This is a genomic window from Candidatus Erwinia haradaeae, assembly GCF_900698955.1.
In the GTDB taxonomy this organism is placed as follows: Bacteria; Pseudomonadota; Gammaproteobacteria; order Enterobacterales; family Enterobacteriaceae; genus Erwinia_E; species Erwinia_E haradaeae_G.
This window is the reverse complement of record NZ_LR217720.1, coordinates 152366-171709: the sequence shown is the minus strand read 5'-3', so window position 1 is coordinate 171709 and position 19344 is coordinate 152366. Positions and strand designations below refer to the sequence as shown.

Below are 19344 nucleotides of genomic sequence, written 5' to 3'. Positions count from 1 at the left end.
ACCCAGAATCAATGAACTAATAATACATCCATCAGTAGATCATACACTTCAAATGCATGATTATTTATCACAATAAAAGAAATGTTAAACTCAAAACCCTTAATATGTAATAGATTTGTGGATGCAGTCGGTAATACTCAGTTAGTATCCAATAACGTACCTGATATGATAAATCAAAGAAATTCTTTCACAACCTTTCTGCTATATATCTCAACAATAACATCTCTATAGAGACTATTACAAAACCTATCAAGATTACAATATAGATTTCTATCTATGTTATCCCTTTATAGATCCCCTCTACCTTCTTAATTGCAACAATAAAATATATATCTATGAACACAATCCATCATACAAGGATTACGACAATTTTAATTTAGCATAAGAAGCAAGTAGCCATTTAACACCATAATCATCAAAATTGACCTGTATACGTCTTTTTTTACCACATCCTATCGTATCCATTACAGTTCCTAGGCCAAATATTTCATGTTGAACACGTTGAATGATTCGCACATCATTATTACTTACCATACTTACAGTGTTTGTACCCTTATAATGATACGGTATATTTGTAGTAGCTCGTGCACTATAATGCACATTTTTTATATACTTAGACGGTATTTCACCGATAAAGCGAGATGGTTCATGAAGACATTCCTGACCATATAGTCGTCTATTAATAGCATAAGTTAACGTTAGCTTGACCATCGCGCGAGTGATTCCAACGTAGGCAAGACGACGCTCTTCCTCCAATCCACCTGCGTCATTTAAAGAAATTTGACCAGGAAAAATTCCCTCCTCCATTCCAATTATAAAAACCTGAGCAAACTCAAGACCTTTAGAAGAGTGCATAGTCATTAACCGCACAGAATCCTGAGATTTGTGCACTGATCCTCCACCTGCTTCAAGCATAGATTGCGCTAGAAATGCCCGTAAGGGCACCTCATGCTTATCATAAAGTGCATGATGACTATCATACTGTCTAGTAGTGTTAATGAGCTCCTTTAAATTTTCGATACGCCTTTGACCATTTTCACCGTTCTTATGTAAATACATCAGCCAAAGACCTGAATCCTTCAACATCCGTTCTATTTGTGCATATAACGGCATGGTGTGAGTAACTTCTTCCAGCGAGTCCACTAACTCCATAAAACTTTGCAAAGACGTCGAGGCTAATCGAGAGGCCAGCGCTTTATCTTTTAATAATTTTTTACTGGCTTCCCAAAAAGGGAGATCGTACTCGCGTGATAACTGTCGAATCACCTCTAATGTGCGGATGCCAATCCCTCTTGTGGGAGTATTTATAATGCGCTCAAAAGATAAATCATCATTACGATTCGCAATCAAACGCAAGTAAGCAATTGCGTCTTTAATTTCTTGTCGTTGAAAGAACCTCATGCCGCCATAAACTTGATATACAATCCCTCGCTGTGATAGTACCTTCTCTATTTCTAAAGACTGAGCATTATTACGGTATAATACAGCACATTCAGACAACAAACCACCATTCTGTACCCATACTTGAATGCCATCTGCTACAAAACAAGCTTCATCAAATGCATCACGAGCACAGTAAGTTGTAATTAATTCTCCACACGCAAGATTAGTCCATAATTTTTTTCCCAGCCGACCATTATTGTTAGAAATTAAAATATTAGCAGCTTCCAGAATGTTAGATGTGGATCGATAATTTCTCTCAAGACGTATAACAGTGGCCAATGGAAAATCTTTCAGAAAACTCTGCATATTGGAAATCTTGGCACCCCTCCATCCATAAATTGACTGATCATCATCCCCAACAATCATCACATGACTACTTTTACCAGAAATAGAACGCATCCAATCATACTGCATATTATTAGTATCTTGAAATTCATCTACTAAAATAGTATTAAATATTCTATGATAATAATCCAGGATTGCTGGATGACTCCTCCATAATTCATAGACCCGTAAAAGTAATTCAGAAAAATCTACTAATCCAAGACGATCACAGGTATCTTGATATGCCCGATAAATACGTAGCCATGTTTTTTCTATAGGGTAAGAAACTCTGTGAATATGGTTAGGACGCAAACCTTTCTCTTTATTTGTATTAATGTACCAAAGGCCCTGGCGAGGCGTCCACTGTTTGAGATCTAGATTCATGGATTGAATTAAGCGTCTTAGTAAACGCATTTGATCTTCAGTATCGATAATCTGAAAATCTTTTGGTAAATTAGCCATAATATGGTGGCTGCATAAAAAACGATGAGATAAGGAATGAAATGTCCCAATCCACATAGAATTTTGAAGCAATCCAATTAACTCTTCGAGACGCTCTCGAATTTCCTCAGCTGCTTTAGTAGTAAAAGTAACAGCTAAAATGGACTGAGGAGAACATTTTTCCACCTCGATTAACCAAGCAATACGGTGCACTAATACACGTGTTTTACCACTACCAGCTCCGGCTAAAACCAAAAAATTAGTACGCGGTGCAGATACAGCCGCACGTTGTTGGTTATTTAAAAACAAGCATAAGCGATGAATATTCATACCACATCACAAAATATGTGAGTACCATTTACCATTAGTAAGAATATAAGCAATTTGATATTATTTTTCATTAGAAATGCTATATTCGCTTCTCAAGTTTTAAAATAGTATTAGTACCTATATTGTACTGTATATACAACCGTATTTCGACTCTTACTCAGTTCTCACATATATTATTGGTGTAAAATTCCAAAAAGAGCAGATTGCGTTAACACAAGAATCAAAGATTCTATTTCTTTCTAGAACGAGAAATCACATACGTGCCGTATAAAAATAGAATACACTCAGATAACAATTATTATGTTTATTATTTTTCATAAAACAAAAATTGTAGATATCTCACATCATAATAATCCATAAAAAGAACCTTATCTGAAGTATACTTATCATCTACCTCTCAAACAGAACGATAACTTCTTGTCCAGCATGCGTAAAACGTGCTTGTTGCATTGAATGTCATCGTCACACTTACTAGTATCGTTACTATATGCGCATCACTCACTCCTAATGTCAGGAGTAATTTTTCTATAATACTGTACAATATCAGTTGTATTATATGCTTTAATGATATGTACTTACCATAACTCCCGCAGACGATCTTAGTGTACTTAGAATATTAATGATATTTTGATCACTATTATTATATATAATAGTGGATTAATAACACAACTCTGTTTCTTGAGGTGTATAATGTGATAATGATACTATTTTCTACTTCCTAGGATAATTCTATAACATCTACGGAAGCAATCTAATAAATTCTAGCTGTATATGTATACGTGCATACAAAGATACAAATTGTGATACATCCAGCTATATCAGTAATCCACAAAGCATCACATACATACCCGGAATAAAATATACTTACTACATATGTAAGAAAACTAATTAATAGTCATGGGGTCTATGATCTAATTCTAATATACTGAAAAATAACATCACCATTACACAGAGTACAATTTGAAAAAAATTGCTTTATTTCATACTTAATAAAAATAAGATAGTATGAATAAAAGAACAAGTGGTTTCAGGATAAAAACAAAGTGCGGTGATTTATAATATAAATCAAGCAGAAGTGATTAAAATATTTGTCATAGAATAGAATCTCATTCATACCGTTGTTAGGGTATGGTACATACTACTATGGGCTTAACACTCTACGCCGTTAAATGCATTAGCATTACAGTTTACGATTACACTATGAATTAGTAATATTAAAATAAACGTATGTCACATATAACATATATATACCATCTAATAATATTTTATATCACACATGGACATACCTGTTGTCAATCATACATCTCATACTTGTTCTAATAACAAACGCCAGTACATTCTGTGACTTATGTCTGATATAAATCGCTACTATAAAGAACGCATAATAATATACATAAACATTGATCATATCTACCTATGATTCACATAGAATTTGCATGCAACATACTGCTTTTTTAAGTCTCTTTTTAGATAAAATTACTATTTTCCATACACACCCTACTGCAAAAAAAATTAAACTCCTCAGCACATTTCGAGCACTGAATAAAAAGTTTATGACAGTAATCGTTACGACAATTGATATAATTGTCATTTTTCTCGCCACACTGATAACAATATCCAATCACATCCTGTGAAACACATTCAGCCATGCGTTTATCAAATACAAAATTCTTTCCTATAAAATATACTGGTAAGCCCTGAATACGAGCTTGACGCACATAGTTAATAATACCACCTTGAATTTGATATACATTCTTATGCCCATGATGGCGTATCCAGGCACTTGATTTTTCACAGCGAATCCCGCCAGTACAGTACAAAACTATAGGGTTACCCTTATATTCTTGTAGAATCGCAATCACTTTTAATAATTGTTGACGAAAAGTGTGTCCTGGAATTACTAAAGATTTACGAAAGCGTCCTATGGCATATTCATAATCATTTCTCATATCTACAAAAACTGCCCTTGCATCACGCTGCAATGTATTTACTGTGTGCGCGTCTATATAAACACCAACGTCACTTGTATTAACATTAACATCAGTAATACCATCTGCTACAATTTGTGTACGTATTTTTATACGTAGAACCCAAAAAGATTGCCTAGTATTATCGAGCGATATATTCATCTGTAGATTCGACAAACTAGGATGAAAAACATATAACATATCTTTCATTCTTGAATATAAGCTATGTGGTACACTTACCTGGGCATTAATTCCTTCTTGAGCTATATAGATACGCCCAAAAACCCTTAACCTAGAAAGTGACAAATACAGAGCATCTCGAAAAGCAATCGGGTCATGCAGAGTAAAATATTTATAAAAAGAAACAGTGATGCGTGCCTCCGATTCTACTAATAAGCGAGCCTGTAGCTCTTTATTTGAGATTATATTATGTAACACTGCCATAATTTTATTCATCTATCCTGCATGTTAATATTTTCAATATATTTATATTTTTATATAAAGTGAAATATATTTTATCCACTTAGTTTTAATGAAACTTATTAGATAATAATATGGAATCAAAGCACTAAAACTTCCATGCAATCTTTGATGAAATGAGTTACTACATTATACAAATTACGTGTTTAAAAATGTACACGTTACACTACACAGTAAACACTCCACCTATTTTTAATGTTTGCTAAGTTACTTAATACTCTGAATCCGTATTCTACTTATTATACATCCATTAAATGCAGTGATTGCATGTAATTTTTGTTCTATTGGATGCCAATTACATGTTTTTAATCACAGCTTCGCCGAACTCGGAACATTTAAGCAATGTTGCGCCTTTCATCATGCGTTCAAAATCGTAAGTCACAGATCGAGAAGCAATCGTCCTTTCCATACCTTGAATAATGAGATTTGCTGCCTCCACCCAATCCATATAACGTAACATCATCTCAGCTGAAAGGATTATTGATCCGGGGTTGACTTTATCTTGACCGGCATACTTTGGTGCTGTGCCATGAGTCGCTTCAAAAACTGCGCATTGTTCACCAATATTAGCACCTGGCGCAATACCTATTCCACCAACTTGTGCTGCGACAGCGTCTGAAATATAATCACCATTGAGATTCATGCACGCAATCACATCATATTCAGCTGGACGTAACAATATCTGTTGTAAAAACGCATCAGCAATCACGTCTTTAATCACAACTCTTTTTTTAGTAGTGTCTGGATGGTTAATCATTACCCATGCACCACTATCCATTCGTACACCACCAAATTCTTCTATCGCAACCTGATAACCCCACTCTTTAAATGCACCTTCAGTAAACTTCATAATATTACCTTTGTGCACTAATGTTACAGAATCACGATTATTATTAAGCGCATATCGAATGGCAGCACGTACTAAACGTTTAGTCCCAACCTCTGAGCAAGGTTTCACGCCAATGCCACACTTCTCTGGAAAACGAATATTCTGTACGTCCATTTTCTGACGTAAGAATGCAATAACTGTATCTGCTTCTTGCGTACCAGCTGCCCATTCAATTCCGGCATAAATATCTTCAGAATTCTCACGAAAAATAACTATATCAATATCTTCTGGATGCTTTACAGGACTAGGTGTACCCACATAATAACGTATAGGACGTAAACAAATATACAAATCTAACAACTGGCGTAAAGCAACATTTAAAGAACGAATCCCTCCCCCTACAGGAGTAGTCAATGGACCTTTAATAGCAATATGATATTCTTTAATAAAAGAAAGCGTTTCTTCTGGTAACCAAGAATCCTGACCATATAACTCCACTGCCTTGTTACCAACATACACTTCCATCCAGGCAATAGAACGCTGACCACCATACGCTTTCTTTACTGCAGCATTGACCACCTTTCTCATTACCGGAGAAATATCTATACCGATACCATCACCTTCAATAAAAGGGATAATGGGATGATCTGGTATATTCAAACTGCCCTGTATAAAGTTAATTTTCTTACCTTCTAAAGGAATACATACATGACTTTTCATACCTTTTCCTATGCATCAGCATACGTAATAAATTGTAAGTACTAAACCTTGCTTGACCGATAAATATAGCATGCTATATACCATAGCAATGAATAAGAGATATAGACTAAGTCATAGAGCTATTATCTATACAATACACCACGCTTTTTCACAAAAAAACTTGTTACATAATGATAACTGCTATATATATTATGCATAATATTTTTAGGGATCGTTGCTGCGTAAACTCTACCTACTTAGTTCTGAAACACTGACTTTTACAGCATAAATAATACATATATTGTTATAATAATCTACACACTATTTTTAAGATGATCTAAGATTATCATGCAATATACTGGGCATACTGGATGATTAATATCACAGATACACCTGTCACAGTATACTCATGGGCTGCCAATCCTATACACCTTACTTAAATGATTGTGATGTCTGTCTGTAACTATAAAACTAAACCTATGAGTTAGCTTAACAAAATTCAAAGAAATTATATCCAGAGGTATTTGTTATGCTAAAACGTGCTAAACACGACCGTGAGTATAATGATATGATTCCCACAGAATCAATTTATCCACTTACACACAGCATATCTCTAGCTCATATATGCTTATTAAAATGAATGAAAAGTCTAATATATACCGTTAGACTACATTTTAGATATAACTCTGAATAAAAAGGAAGTATGAACACTAAAAGTAATATACGAAACCAAACCATGATCTGTAGTAATGTCTCCTTTACTGCTCATACAATGCAGTAAAACTACTTACTTATCATACACAACGAGTAAAACCGGTTGCAGAAGCAAGCCTATATTAATTGCCGGATTATAATATATTCCTATCGTATTACACCACACAACAGTATTGTCATATAACCCGCGTACTGATTTACTACCTCCATTATTACCTCAGTATGATTAGAATAGAATATCTAGGTATAGATGTATCATAATATATTTTATAATCATAATATAGACATATACGGGTATTCTATATCACATGATAACCCTCATGATATATGATATACACGATACCCACACAAATAAGTTGTATTATGTCATGGTAGTAGTTTTGAATGTTTAAGAGAGAATCTAATCTCAAGATATCTCTTCTATATCTCCTTATGTAGTCGTACATACATGGAGCTAATAGCTAATCGCGTATACATCCATCGTAAATACAAACAGCATACCAAGGATATAACTTCCTAGTGCAGTGTATTAATTTAATTAATCAACATAACGTATTACTAGCAGAAACATCACTAATCATAACTTTTATATACTATGACCAGTGAATAAAAAACACCATTAAATTTCAGACCGCTCTTCGTTTCCCTTGCACACCATAGTCGAATACCATGCATAGTATTTCCAACTAATCTATCACTTTTGAGAGATCGGATCTGTATGGCCATTTAGGCAGTATTGAGTACACTAAAACTTCAATATTAGCGCGGTACAAATACTACGATAGCCAAGAGAATTCCTTAACGCTGCTGTGGTCTATCGATATCTTTCTAGTCAATGCATCGCGCTATACATACTATTTATTCATTAAAGTGACATAAAGGAAAATAAAGTCAAAATTATTTTATTCCTAGTGTTATTGCTCATGTATGTCGCTTAAAGTTCCCAGAATATACCCATACTTACTGGAATCTCACACTATTATTGTAATTAATCTGATAGTCTTCTTATTGTCTTATTTCCAGAGGAATTTATTACGGTATATCATTGCATTATAGACCATGATAAGATATCTTATCAAGATAATTAACGCATACAAATGAAGATACATACCATAAGCCACACTAAATTAATAATATGATGATTAAATGTCTAGATAACCCCTGATAGTTCTCATGCGTTCCTTCCATAGAAAAAATATCGCAAAAGCATACAATGTAACATTATATAAAGTTTTAGCATTGAACTGATACTAGAAATATCAAATTGCCACCGCAATACAGAATATAGTATACTAAAAAATCAGTCTTCAAACGCCACTGTTATTTATAAAAACTATATTAAATTGCACTTGAGTTTACTCAAAATCACACATCATGTTTGACCAAAACATTTTGATAATATTTTAAAATTTAAAAAAACATTCTAACTTTTATTACAAGAACCAATCTACATATAATATATGGTATAGACTAAATCAATAATCAGTTTTTAGATTGGTAGATATAACGTAACGATATATTTTAATGGATTGCACACGATGTTTGAACTCATCACTACGGCACCAAAGGATCCTATTTTAGACTTAAATGATGCATTCCACACCGATACATATCGTAATAAAATTAACTTAGGAATTGGGGTATATAAAGATCACAGCGGAAAGACGCCCGTTCTGTCGAGTGTAAAAAAAGCCGAAATATTTCTTCAAGAAAATGAAAAAACCAAAAATTATCTAAATATAGAAGGGCTGTCCAGTTTTGGGTTCTATATTCAAGAGCTTCTCTTTGGGGCGTCTAATCCACTAATAGCGCAAAAGCGCATACGCACTGCGCAAACCCCAGGCGGTACAGGAGCGCTCCGTATTGCAATAGACTTTCTTGCTAGTCAAATGCACGCAAAAAAAAAAATATGGATTAGTAATCCTAGCTGGCCTAATTATAGAAATATTTTTACTGCTGCTGGATTTCAAGTAGCTGAATATGATTATTGTAATCCTATTACTAATACTCTTAACTTCGAGGCTATGATAGACAGTCTGCATACTGCTCAGCCTGGTGATATCATACTTTTACAGGGTTGTTGCCACAATCCCACTGGCATCGACCCATCTACTGAACAGTGGAAATATTTAGCTCATTTATCCTTGCATAAAGGTTGGCTACCAATATTTGACTTTGCGTATCAAGGTTTTGCTCTAGGACTAGAAGAGGATGTGAAAAGTCTTCGTACTTTTTCCTCCATACACCCGGAACTAATAGTATGCAGCTCATATTCAAAAAACTTTAGTTTGTATAGTGAACGTGTAGGTGCATTAAGCATTATTGCCAGTCACAGCAAAGTAGCTGATGCTGCTTTTAGTCATATTCGATCAACCATTCGAGCTAATTATTCTAGCCCTCCATCTCATGGAGCAGCAGTTGTTGCTACTATTCTTCATAATAACGATCTACGTGCTGAATGGAAAAAAGAGCTTAATACTATGCGAGAGCGCATCCAAAACATGCGCGAACTATTGGCAAAGAATCTCCAAATGAAGACCAGAACGCTTAATTTTGACTTTCTTACCACGCAAACCGGTATGTTTTCTTTATTTCACCTGACACCTAATCAAGTACTTCGTCTGCGTAATGAATTTGGCGTTTATGTAGTACCAAAAGGGCGTATCAATATAGCAGGTATTACACACGATAATATATCACCTATATGCGAAGCACTCACCACTGTGCTATGATATAGTGATGATACATTAAAAGTCCATTCATGATACATTTTAGAACATGATCTATGATATCTCTTATACAATAATAGCGATTACTGTGAGAAAGGTAGACTTTTTAACACCACATCGGTTATTAGCGACAATTTATATAGTAAACATATAAAGTAGGTTGAAAGGATACGGTTAAGTAAAATTCTTGTATTTTCAAACTAATTCAAGATATAAAAGAAGAATTAATAATGATGATATTCTTTGAAGACATGGGTGACTTCGTAACATGAGTAAAAACGTGGTAGTACTCGGAACCCAGTGGGGTGATGAAGGAAAAGGTAAAATTGTTGACCTCTTAACTAAACGAGCTCAATATGTGGTACGTTACCAGGGTGGGCATAATGCAGGTCATACCCTCGTGATCAATGGAAAAAAAACTATCTTACATTTAATTCCATCTGGAATCTTACACAAAAATGTAATCAGCGTTATTGGAAATGGCGTGGTATTATCCCCCTCTGCACTCATGCAAGAAATACAGAATCTAGAAAAACAAGGACAAGTAGTTCGAGAATCTCTATTTATTTCTGAAGCATGTCCTCTATTACTAGACTCTCATATTGCTATAGATCTCGCACGAGAAAACAAAAGAGGCGCAAAGGCAATCGGCACTACAGGTCGTGGAATTGGTCCCGCTTATGAGGATAAAATAGCAAGACGAGGGCTAAGAGTAGGGGATTTATTTAACAAAGAGACATTTGCAGAAAAACTCAAGATAGCAATGGAATATCATAATTTTCAGCTAGTTCATTACTATCAAACGAAGGCCGTTGATTACCGCACAGCACTGAACAATATCATGACCACTTCTGACAGCCTGATAAAAATGGCCGTTGATGTCTCTGCGCTACTAGAAAATGCGCAGAGACGGGGCGACTGTATTATTTTTGAGGGCGCTCAGGGTGCGCTATTAGATATCGACCATGGTACTTATCCATATGTTACATCCTCCACAACCACGGCAGGGGGGGTAGCACCTGGTACTGGTATAGGCCCGCGCCATATAGATTATATTCTAGGGGTCATCAAAGCCTACTCTACCCGTGTGGGTGCAGGACCTTTCCCCACAGAATTATTTGATGATACTGGTGAATTTCTTTGCAAGAAAGGCAACGAGTTTGGCACAACTACCGGTCGTCGTCGACGTACCGGATGGCTAGATGCAGTAGCAGTACGTAGAGCAGTGCAAATTAACTCTCTTTCAGGGTTTTGTATCACAAAACTAGATGTATTAGATGGACTGAAAGAGGTTAAAATATGTGTAGCTTATCGAATGAAAGATGGAAGTCAAGTACAAGTAACACCTTTCACAGCTGAAAGTTGGGAGGGCATTGAACCAATCTATGAAACCCTACCAGGGTGGGATACCATTACATTTGGAATAAAAAGTTTAAATTTATTACCGCAGGAAGCCCTAAACTATATTCAACGCATTGAGGAGGTGACAGGAACTCTCATTGATATCATATCTACCGGACCAGATCGTAGTGAAACAATTATGCTCCGTAACCCATTTGATGCCTAAGCGATTCTAGACTAGCATGGTTCTCTCAGTTAAGCTCTCATTCATATCACAAAAATGCTATAATCTTCCTGTCTGTTATAAACGCTGATTATTCATATTCATATCTATAATACATAGACCTCCTAAAATATTAAGTTTATAATCTTGTATATTACTAAGGTTATTAGCAGGACTTTAAAGCAAAAGTACCATCATCTATATATTCTAATCACCATACCGCTCATCTTTTTATAATGGTACGGCTTACGGATGTTACACTGACCTCTTCATATAAACGCGCTTATAGAGTATATATATTGTACTATGCTGCCTTAAATTAGGAAAACATTTTTTTCGTAAACGTGAACCATACTCCTTGAATAATCTGTCTGAAGACCATCATGCCCTTTTACTGCACGATAATAAATAAATGATCTTTACTTAACAGATAAGAATGGAGAAACCTTGATGTTACACGACCTATTTCACGAACGCGAAGCTAAAAAATACGATAATCCAATTCCTAGCCGGGAATGCATACTTACTTTCATAGAAAAAAGAAAACAACCAATGCGTCGTGATGAGCTAGCACAAGCATTGGTGATTCATGGCAAAAAAAATCTAGAAGCATTCAAACGACGCTTAAGAGCTATGGAACGCGATGGACAGCTAATTTTTACTCGTCGCAAAGGTTATTTGATACCGGAACAATGTAATCTATTACAAGGAAAGGTGCTTGGGCATCGCGATGGTTTTGGCTTCTTGCGCGTAGAAGGTAAAAAAAACGACTTCTATCTTTCTGCAGCACAGATGCAACTATGCTTACATGGAGATATCGTACTTGCACAAGGCATGGATGCAGATCGTAAAGGGCGTCGAGAAGCATGTGTGATTCGTGTGATTCAACCACGGAATACACATATTGTAGGGCGATACTGTAACAATACTCAAGGCGATTATGTGATTCCAGATGACAATCGTTTGAGATTTGAGATTCTAATTCGTGATACCAACGTTCTCAGCAAATACCTAGGTTACATAGTGGTAGTAGAGCTCACACAACGTCCGACATATCGCAATCAAGCTCAAGGTAAAATCATTGAAGTGCTTGGCAACAGCGTGGACACTGCCATGGCAGTTAATATCGCATTGCGCACCCATGACATTCCTTATCTATGGTCACCAGAGATAGAAAAAACAAATGCATTATTACATTCAGAAGTTCCTGAACATGCTAAAAATGATCGCATTGATCTACGAAATTTGCCATTTGTCACTATTGACGGAGAGGATGCTTGTGACCTCGATGATGCAGTATTTTGCGCACACAGGAAAGGTGGAGGATGGCGTTTATGGGTTGCTATTGCTGACGTAAGTTATTACGTTCGACCCGGTACTATTATAGACGATGAAGCGCTTCATCGCGGAACTTCTGTATATTTTCCATCAAAAGTAGTGCCTATGCTTCCGGAGGTATTATCTACTACACTATGTTCACTAAACTCAAAAGTGGACCGTCTATGCGTAGCGTGTGAAATGAACATTTCTGCAGATGGAGAATTAGTGAGCTATAAGCATTACGAAGCTGTCATAAACTCTGCTGCACAACTGACTTATAATACAGCATGGAACATTATACATGGCAACAAAGAATCAAGAAAAAATCATGCGCCGTTAGTAAAACATTTAGATGAGCTGCACTGTATGTATTTAGCGTTAGAGAAATCTCGTGAAACACGCGGAGGCATTATGTTCGATACTGCAGAAGCAAAATTTATTTTTAATGCGCATCAGCGCATTGAGCGAGTTGAAAAAATGGTACGCAACGATGCACATAAGATTATAGAAGAATGCATGATCCTGGCTAATATTGCAGCAGCACGATATGTTGAAAAACATAGTGAACCAGTATTATTTCGTGATCACGACCAACCGATAGACGATAACGTTAAAAGTTTGCGCTCAGTTCTCCATGAATTAGGGTTAACACTACTAGGTGGAGATCAACCACGCCCCTTAGATTACTCAGAATTGCTCAAACAAATTAGTGGGCGCCCAGATCATGACATGATACAAACTATGCTATTACGTTCTATGAAACAAGCAGTCTATGATTCAGAAAATCGCGGACACTTTGGGTTAGCATTAGCATCGTATACACACTTCACCTCCCCTATCCGTCGCTATCCTGACCTTCTTTTACACCGTACCATTAAGTACCTATTGGCAAAAGAAAAAGACCCAAAAGACTTACAAAAGCATTCCATAACAACCGGAGGGTATCACTATACAATATCGCAAATGTTACAATTTGGTCAACATTGCTCTATGACAGAACGTCGTGCTGATGAAGCTACACGTGATGTCACTGATTGGTTAAAATGTGACTTTATGCAAGATCAGGTGGGCTCAATCTTTAGTGGTGTTATCTCGAGTGTCGCTAATTTTGGTTTCTTTGTACGGCTGAATGACCTTTTTATTGATGGACTAGTACATATATCTACACTTGATAATCGCCAGTACCGATTTGATTCCGTGGGACAACGTTTAATCGGAGAACCAGGAGGAAGCCCCATTTATCGTCTGGGAGATATAGTACAAGTACGTTTAGATAGCGTCCACATAGAGGAACGCAGGATCACTTTAACACTAAGTACAGATAAAATATTACCGGAGTATTTACCAAAAAGCTTAAAAAAACATCATAAAAAAACAATCATTAAAAATCGTAGATCCAAAAAACATTCTGTGAATCAATAGGAAATACAGAAAAAATAACTTCTGAATCAATCAAAACTGTAGAAAATACACTCAAATTCAAGAGAAATACAGAACAATATTCCGGCAAGGATGATAAACATAACATGACCACTATTCCCTTACCTTTTTACCAGAAAAGACAGAAATAATAGCATTGCATAGATCACATCTGAACATTATGCATGTATAGCAATAAAAAATCCAATCGCCTATCGCTAAAAGTTAGGTATTTACTAATACAAATTGCGTATATATGTGGTATAAGAATATTGGCAACACAATCTCTCTCTGCAAAGAGACACAAAGTATGCACGATACGCTATTTCTTATTATTGATCTTATAACTTAAAGATCGACACATTACCATCACTGTAAGCATTCAAAAATGAGTCAAATAGTTTTTGGAATTCACCCGATACAAAATATACTGGAAAACTCTCCACAACGGATTAAAACAGTCTTAGTTCTTAAAGGATATCACAACATCCGTTTACAGCATCTACTACAATTAATCAAAAAAAATAAAATAAGCATTAATCTCGCGCACAGAAAAACGCTAGATCATCAATCAGAAGGCGCTGTGCATCAGGGAATTATAGCCTATACAACACCGATACGACAATTCCAAGAAGATGACCTGCTTATACTATTATCTAAACTCCCAAATCCATTTTTATTAATCTTAGATGGAATCACTGATCCACATAATCTGGGTGCTTGTATACGTAGCGCATATGCTGCAGGAGCCGATGTTATTCTTTTACCCAAAAACCATTCCGCAAAATTAAATTCCACAGTAATAAAAGTTGCTAGTGGTTCAGCTGAACATATACCGCTGATTTATGTTACTAATTTAGCACGAACAATACGCATATTAAAAAAACACAATATCTGGATTATTGGAACCACCGAGAAAGCTAATCACACTCTTTATCAAAGCAATATGCAAGGACCTATCGCGTTAGTGATGGGTGCAGAAGATAAAGGCATAAGGCGTTTAACATATGAACACTGTAATGAAATCATCCGGATTCCCATGTATGGAAGTGTTTCTTCACTTAATGTCTCAGTGGCAACAGGTATCTGTCTCTATGAAGCCATGAGACAACGCATCTTAACACAAATAAAGTAAATAACTTGATATGATCATATATTAGAAGTATCGATCTATAGAGTAAGCATTCTAAGGAATATCAACCGGTTCATCATGTAAGCATCCCATACATTTTACTACGTCTACACAGATAACAAACTGGGACTAGTATTATTAATTACGCATCGCATCGCATCGATTCTAATATTAGAATAAAGATATACAATAAAATGGCAATGGATCTTGTGTGACTGCTTAGTCATCGGCAACAAGTAGTACAGATTTCATAATATTAAAAATGCGGAGTCCATATACGAATACTATAAATAAAATGCCATTTGAAATATATGAAAATACACGCTCTTAATCACATCTAATGCTTCCATAAATGATCTAATATAGTCACTTCAGTCTAAAATATGCAATATTAAGATGCTCAGTATCTTCTAGAATTGTCTTTATTATCCCTGATAGACGAAAATCCACATAATTGACACTATGTCTAACCATATTTGACCCAAGCCGAGTAATGTGACTATTTCAGATAACCTTATCGCGTCATCGTAGTCTCACTAGGTAATTGATATATAACATATATCAATGCTCTAATATCCGCAAATATATAGATATAGTACGACAACACATACTAAAAATTTTTATTTAAAATACACACAAATGCATTGCTATTATATATAGTGATAGACTTTCCGTGATGCTCTTATGCATCTTACAAGTATCCATGATCACATCACCTTTTGCATTAAATTACTATAGTATCTATGATAGCGCTATCTATGATGCCTCCACCTGATCCGTTTTCACATCTAATCATTAAGTAATACAGCGCGCTAACCAATAGTAAAATATTAGAGATGCAATAACACCGAATATTCTTACACATGCGACGCTTAATTCCAGGAGGATTGTATGACTTGTATTCCTATAACCGATATCCTACAAGGACGAGTGACTATAAACAACATAGTTACTATATGTGGCTGGGTTCGTACTCGTAGAGATTCGAAATCTGGTATTTCATTTGTAACTGTATATGATGGCTCTTGCTTTGACTCTATTCAAGTTATCGTAAAACATGAGCAATCTGATGTATTACGTCTCACAACAGGCTGCTCATTAGTCGTAACAGGAAAGGTGGTAAAATCACCAGGGACAGGGCAAGTCTTGGAGTTACAAGCAACTAATATTAAGGTAATCGGTTGGGTAGATGATCCAGATAGCTATCCCATAGCCGCTAAAAAGCATAGTCTTGAATATCTACGTGAAGTAGCTCATCTACGGCCACGCACTAATATAATTGGAGCAGTAGCGCGTGTACGTCATTGCTTAGCGCAAGCTCTACACCGTTTTTTTCATGAGCAAGGCTTTTTCTGGGTCGCCACACCACTAATTACCGCATCAAATACTGAAGGTGCGGGTGACATGTTCCGTATCTCTACTTTAGATATGGAAAACCTACCTCGTACAAACAAAGAAAACATCAATTACGACACAGACTTTTTTGGAACAGAAGCATTTTTAACTGTTTCTGGTCAGTTAAATGGCGAGGCTTACGCTAGTGCTATTTCAAAAATTTATACTTTTGGTCCCGCTTTCCGTGCCGAAAAATCATATACCAGTCGTCATCTAGCAGAGTTTTGGATGGTGGAACCAGAAGTAGCATTTTCTAACCTCGAAGATATTGCAAATCTTGCAGAAATCATGCTTAAATATGTATTTCAGGCAGTTCTTCGTGAACGCGCTGATGACATGGATTTCTTTGCAGAACGAATTAATAAAGATGCTATTATGCGTTTGCAGCATTGCCTCATCACTCCATTTACAATAATAAATTATGATGATGCAATTAATATCCTAATATCATCTAAACAAAATTTCACTCAAAAAGTGCAATGGGGATTAGATCTTTCATCAGAGCATGAACGCTATCTAACTGAGCAATATTTTCAAGCACCAGTGATCATAAAACACTACCCCAAAAAACTAAAAGCATTTTATATGCGTCTCAACGATGATGGTCAAACTGTTGCTGCTATGGATATTTTAGCACCTGGCATTGGGGAAATAATTGGTGGGTCCCAAAGAGAAGAACGCCTACATATATTAGATATGCGTTTAGTAGAAATGGGTATGTCTATAAACGATTATTGGTGGTATCGTGACCTACGTCGTTATGGTACAGTTCCGCATTCAGGATTTGGACTAGGTTTTGAACGATTAATCTCTTACGTAACAGGGGTAAAGAACATTAGAGATGTTATTGCCTTTCCACGAACAGCACGTAACGTCTCTTTCTAGTTTGCGTTTTCGCAACTACATACGATACATGTCGTAATATACTATAAAATTCGTCAATCATGCTTATTTATACCATTTTAAATAAGCTAATACATATAAAATATTATGATACATAATCAAAAATTATTATTTTTTATACCATTGCACATGACTATAATACTCAAGACAGGTTGACTGTCATCAAAAGATGAGTATTATTTTTCAGACTAGATTAATCACCTCAGAAGTGATAAAGTCTGTACAGAAAAGGAATCACACTCTCTAAAAATTTATGTAATATTTCGTGTCGCAATATTTAGGTGGCAGTTTTCCGGATAATCAATCCAATAAGGATCATACAATGATGCATCGCAAAATTATTGCACTAATGCTCCCAGCTCTACTGGGGACCAGTTCTGTGCATGCTGCAGAGATCTATAAAAAAGATGGTAATACATTAAATTTATATGGTAAAATGGATCTAAATCATCAGGTGGCTAACAATTTTCAGGATGAAGGTGAGAAATCACGCATCCGCGTTGGTTTTCGGGGTGAAACTCAGATCAGAGATCTTCTGACAGGTTATGGACAGTTAGAGTATAGCATTCAAAATAAGAAATCTGATGCAGAGAACGACTACACCGCTCAACCAAGTATTGGATTTGCTGGTTTAAAATTTAGTAATTATGGCACTTTTGACTATGGTAAAAATTATGGAGTGGGTTATGACCCATTAGCCTGGACAAATACTATACCAGCATCAGGAGGCAATTATACGCGCCCTGGCCATGGATTGATCGGTCGATCTAATGACCTAGTCACTTATCGTAATAGTAACTTATTTGGTTTAATTGATGGGCTTGATTTTGCACTACAATACCAAGGGAAAAATCACTCTCAAACAGAAAAAAAAGACATTAATGCAGAAAGTGGAAATGGATTAGGAGGGTCATTCAGTTACAAAACGCCAACTGGCGTAGCAGTATCTGCAGCGTATACAAGATCAGATCGCACTAACAATCAGAAAGATGCGTATTTCGGAAAAGGTAATACCACGGCTGAAACATGGTCGACCGCAATTAAATATAATGCTAACAATATTTATTTAGCCACCATGTACGGTGAAACACGAAATAATACTTATATTAAAAATAAAGTAGATGATAAAGCATATGACGGTATGGTTGATAGAGAAAAGAAATTTGAAGCAGTAGCACAATATCAATTTGACTTTGGACTTCGCCCTTCTCTAGCGTATATACAATCTATAGGTAAAAAAATTACTCACTTTAACAATCAAGACTTATATAAGTATATCGACTTAGCTACTTACTATAACTTCAACACCAATCTAGTAACTTATATTGATTACAAAATAAATCTAGTAAAAAAGAATAACTTCACTACTAACGCAGGATTTTCTACGAACAATACTGTAGGACTGGGTTTAATATATAAATTCTAATGATTTTCCTATCACAAAATGATTTGCATCAACTATATAAATGCACGGGGTTATAGCCCCGTGCCTATTAATCACGCGTAAAAATATTTTTCTAATGGATGTATATGTAGCAATCAGCACGCTTCTAGACTGTCAAAACTCAACAGGTTTTTAGAAAAAAATACGAATTCTAGGTATAACCATACAACATATAAGCATAATACATACTAAACATACAGTCTTGCTTTAT

At 35.7% G+C, this 19344-nt stretch carries 9 protein-coding genes; 6 read left to right on the top strand and 3 right to left on the bottom strand.

Annotation, left to right across the window (positions count from 1 at the left end; genetic code table 11):
• Positions 1–360: 360 nt before the first annotated feature.
• The 3 genes from uvrD to icd form a co-directional block, all read right to left on the bottom strand.
• Positions 361–2538, bottom strand: coding sequence for a DNA helicase II (gene uvrD, locus ERCILAFE3058_RS00555; RefSeq protein WP_157989554.1), 2178 nt, complete (start codon positions 2536–2538; stop codon positions 361–363).
• A gap of 1466 nt (positions 2539–4004) precedes the next feature.
• Positions 4005–4949, bottom strand: a complete 945-nt coding sequence (trhO, locus tag ERCILAFE3058_RS00550) for an oxygen-dependent tRNA uridine(34) hydroxylase TrhO (RefSeq protein WP_157990040.1) — start codon at positions 4947–4949, stop codon at positions 4005–4007.
• Positions 4950–5280: 331 nt separating this feature from the next.
• The gene (gene icd, locus ERCILAFE3058_RS00545; RefSeq protein ID WP_157989553.1) at positions 5281–6534 is read right to left on the bottom strand and encodes an NADP-dependent isocitrate dehydrogenase; all 1254 of its coding nucleotides are present in this window, start codon (positions 6532–6534) and stop codon (positions 5281–5283) included.
• Positions 6535–8765: 2231 nt separating this feature from the next.
• On the opposite strand from icd, the gene ERCILAFE3058_RS00540 reads away from it, so the two are divergent.
• The 6 genes from ERCILAFE3058_RS00540 (at position 8766) to ERCILAFE3058_RS00515 (ending at position 19115) form a co-directional block, all read left to right on the top strand.
• Positions 8766–9959 (top strand): amino acid aminotransferase, encoded by a 1194-nt coding sequence (locus tag ERCILAFE3058_RS00540; protein WP_157989552.1) that lies wholly within the window; start codon positions 8766–8768, stop codon positions 9957–9959.
• A 265-nt stretch (positions 9960–10224) separates the two neighbouring features.
• On the top strand, positions 10225–11523 hold the full coding sequence (locus ERCILAFE3058_RS00535) for an adenylosuccinate synthase (protein WP_157989551.1): 1299 nt from the start codon (positions 10225–10227) through the stop codon (positions 11521–11523).
• Between the two features lie 447 nt (positions 11524–11970).
• Complete coding sequence (gene rnr, locus ERCILAFE3058_RS00530; protein WP_157989550.1) at positions 11971–14262, top strand: ribonuclease R; 2292 nt, start codon at positions 11971–11973, stop codon at positions 14260–14262.
• A gap of 385 nt (positions 14263–14647) precedes the next feature.
• Complete coding sequence (gene rlmB / locus ERCILAFE3058_RS00525; protein WP_157989549.1) at positions 14648–15394, top strand: 23S rRNA (guanosine(2251)-2'-O)-methyltransferase RlmB; 747 nt, start codon at positions 14648–14650, stop codon at positions 15392–15394.
• A gap of 888 nt (positions 15395–16282) precedes the next feature.
• Positions 16283–17671: an asparagine--tRNA ligase gene (gene asnS / locus ERCILAFE3058_RS00520; RefSeq protein ID WP_157989548.1), complete on the top strand. Its 1389-nt coding sequence runs from the start codon at positions 16283–16285 to the stop codon at positions 17669–17671.
• Positions 17672–18011: 340 nt separating this feature from the next.
• Positions 18012–19115, top strand: a complete 1104-nt coding sequence (locus ERCILAFE3058_RS00515; protein ID WP_157990039.1) for a porin — start codon at positions 18012–18014, stop codon at positions 19113–19115.
• Positions 19116–19344 lie beyond the last annotated feature (229 nt).

Coding starts and splice junctions, on each gene's coding strand:
- rlmB (WP_157989549.1), top strand. CDS start 14,648: ATGAGTCAAATAGTTTTTGGAATTCACCCGATACAAAATATACTGGAA.
- uvrD (WP_157989554.1), bottom strand. CDS start 2,538: ATGAATATTCATCGCTTATGCTTGTTTTTAAATAACCAACAACGTGCG.
- ERCILAFE3058_RS00515 (WP_157990039.1), top strand. CDS start 18,012: ATGATGCATCGCAAAATTATTGCACTAATGCTCCCAGCTCTACTGGGG.
- rnr (WP_157989550.1), top strand. CDS start 11,971: ATGTTACACGACCTATTTCACGAACGCGAAGCTAAAAAATACGATAAT.
- ERCILAFE3058_RS00540 (WP_157989552.1), top strand. CDS start 8,766: ATGTTTGAACTCATCACTACGGCACCAAAGGATCCTATTTTAGACTTA.
- ERCILAFE3058_RS00535 (WP_157989551.1), top strand. CDS start 10,225: ATGAGTAAAAACGTGGTAGTACTCGGAACCCAGTGGGGTGATGAAGGA.
- icd (WP_157989553.1), bottom strand. CDS start 6,534: ATGAAAAGTCATGTATGTATTCCTTTAGAAGGTAAGAAAATTAACTTT.
- trhO (WP_157990040.1), bottom strand. CDS start 4,949: ATGGCAGTGTTACATAATATAATCTCAAATAAAGAGCTACAGGCTCGC.
- asnS (WP_157989548.1), top strand. CDS start 16,283: ATGACTTGTATTCCTATAACCGATATCCTACAAGGACGAGTGACTATA.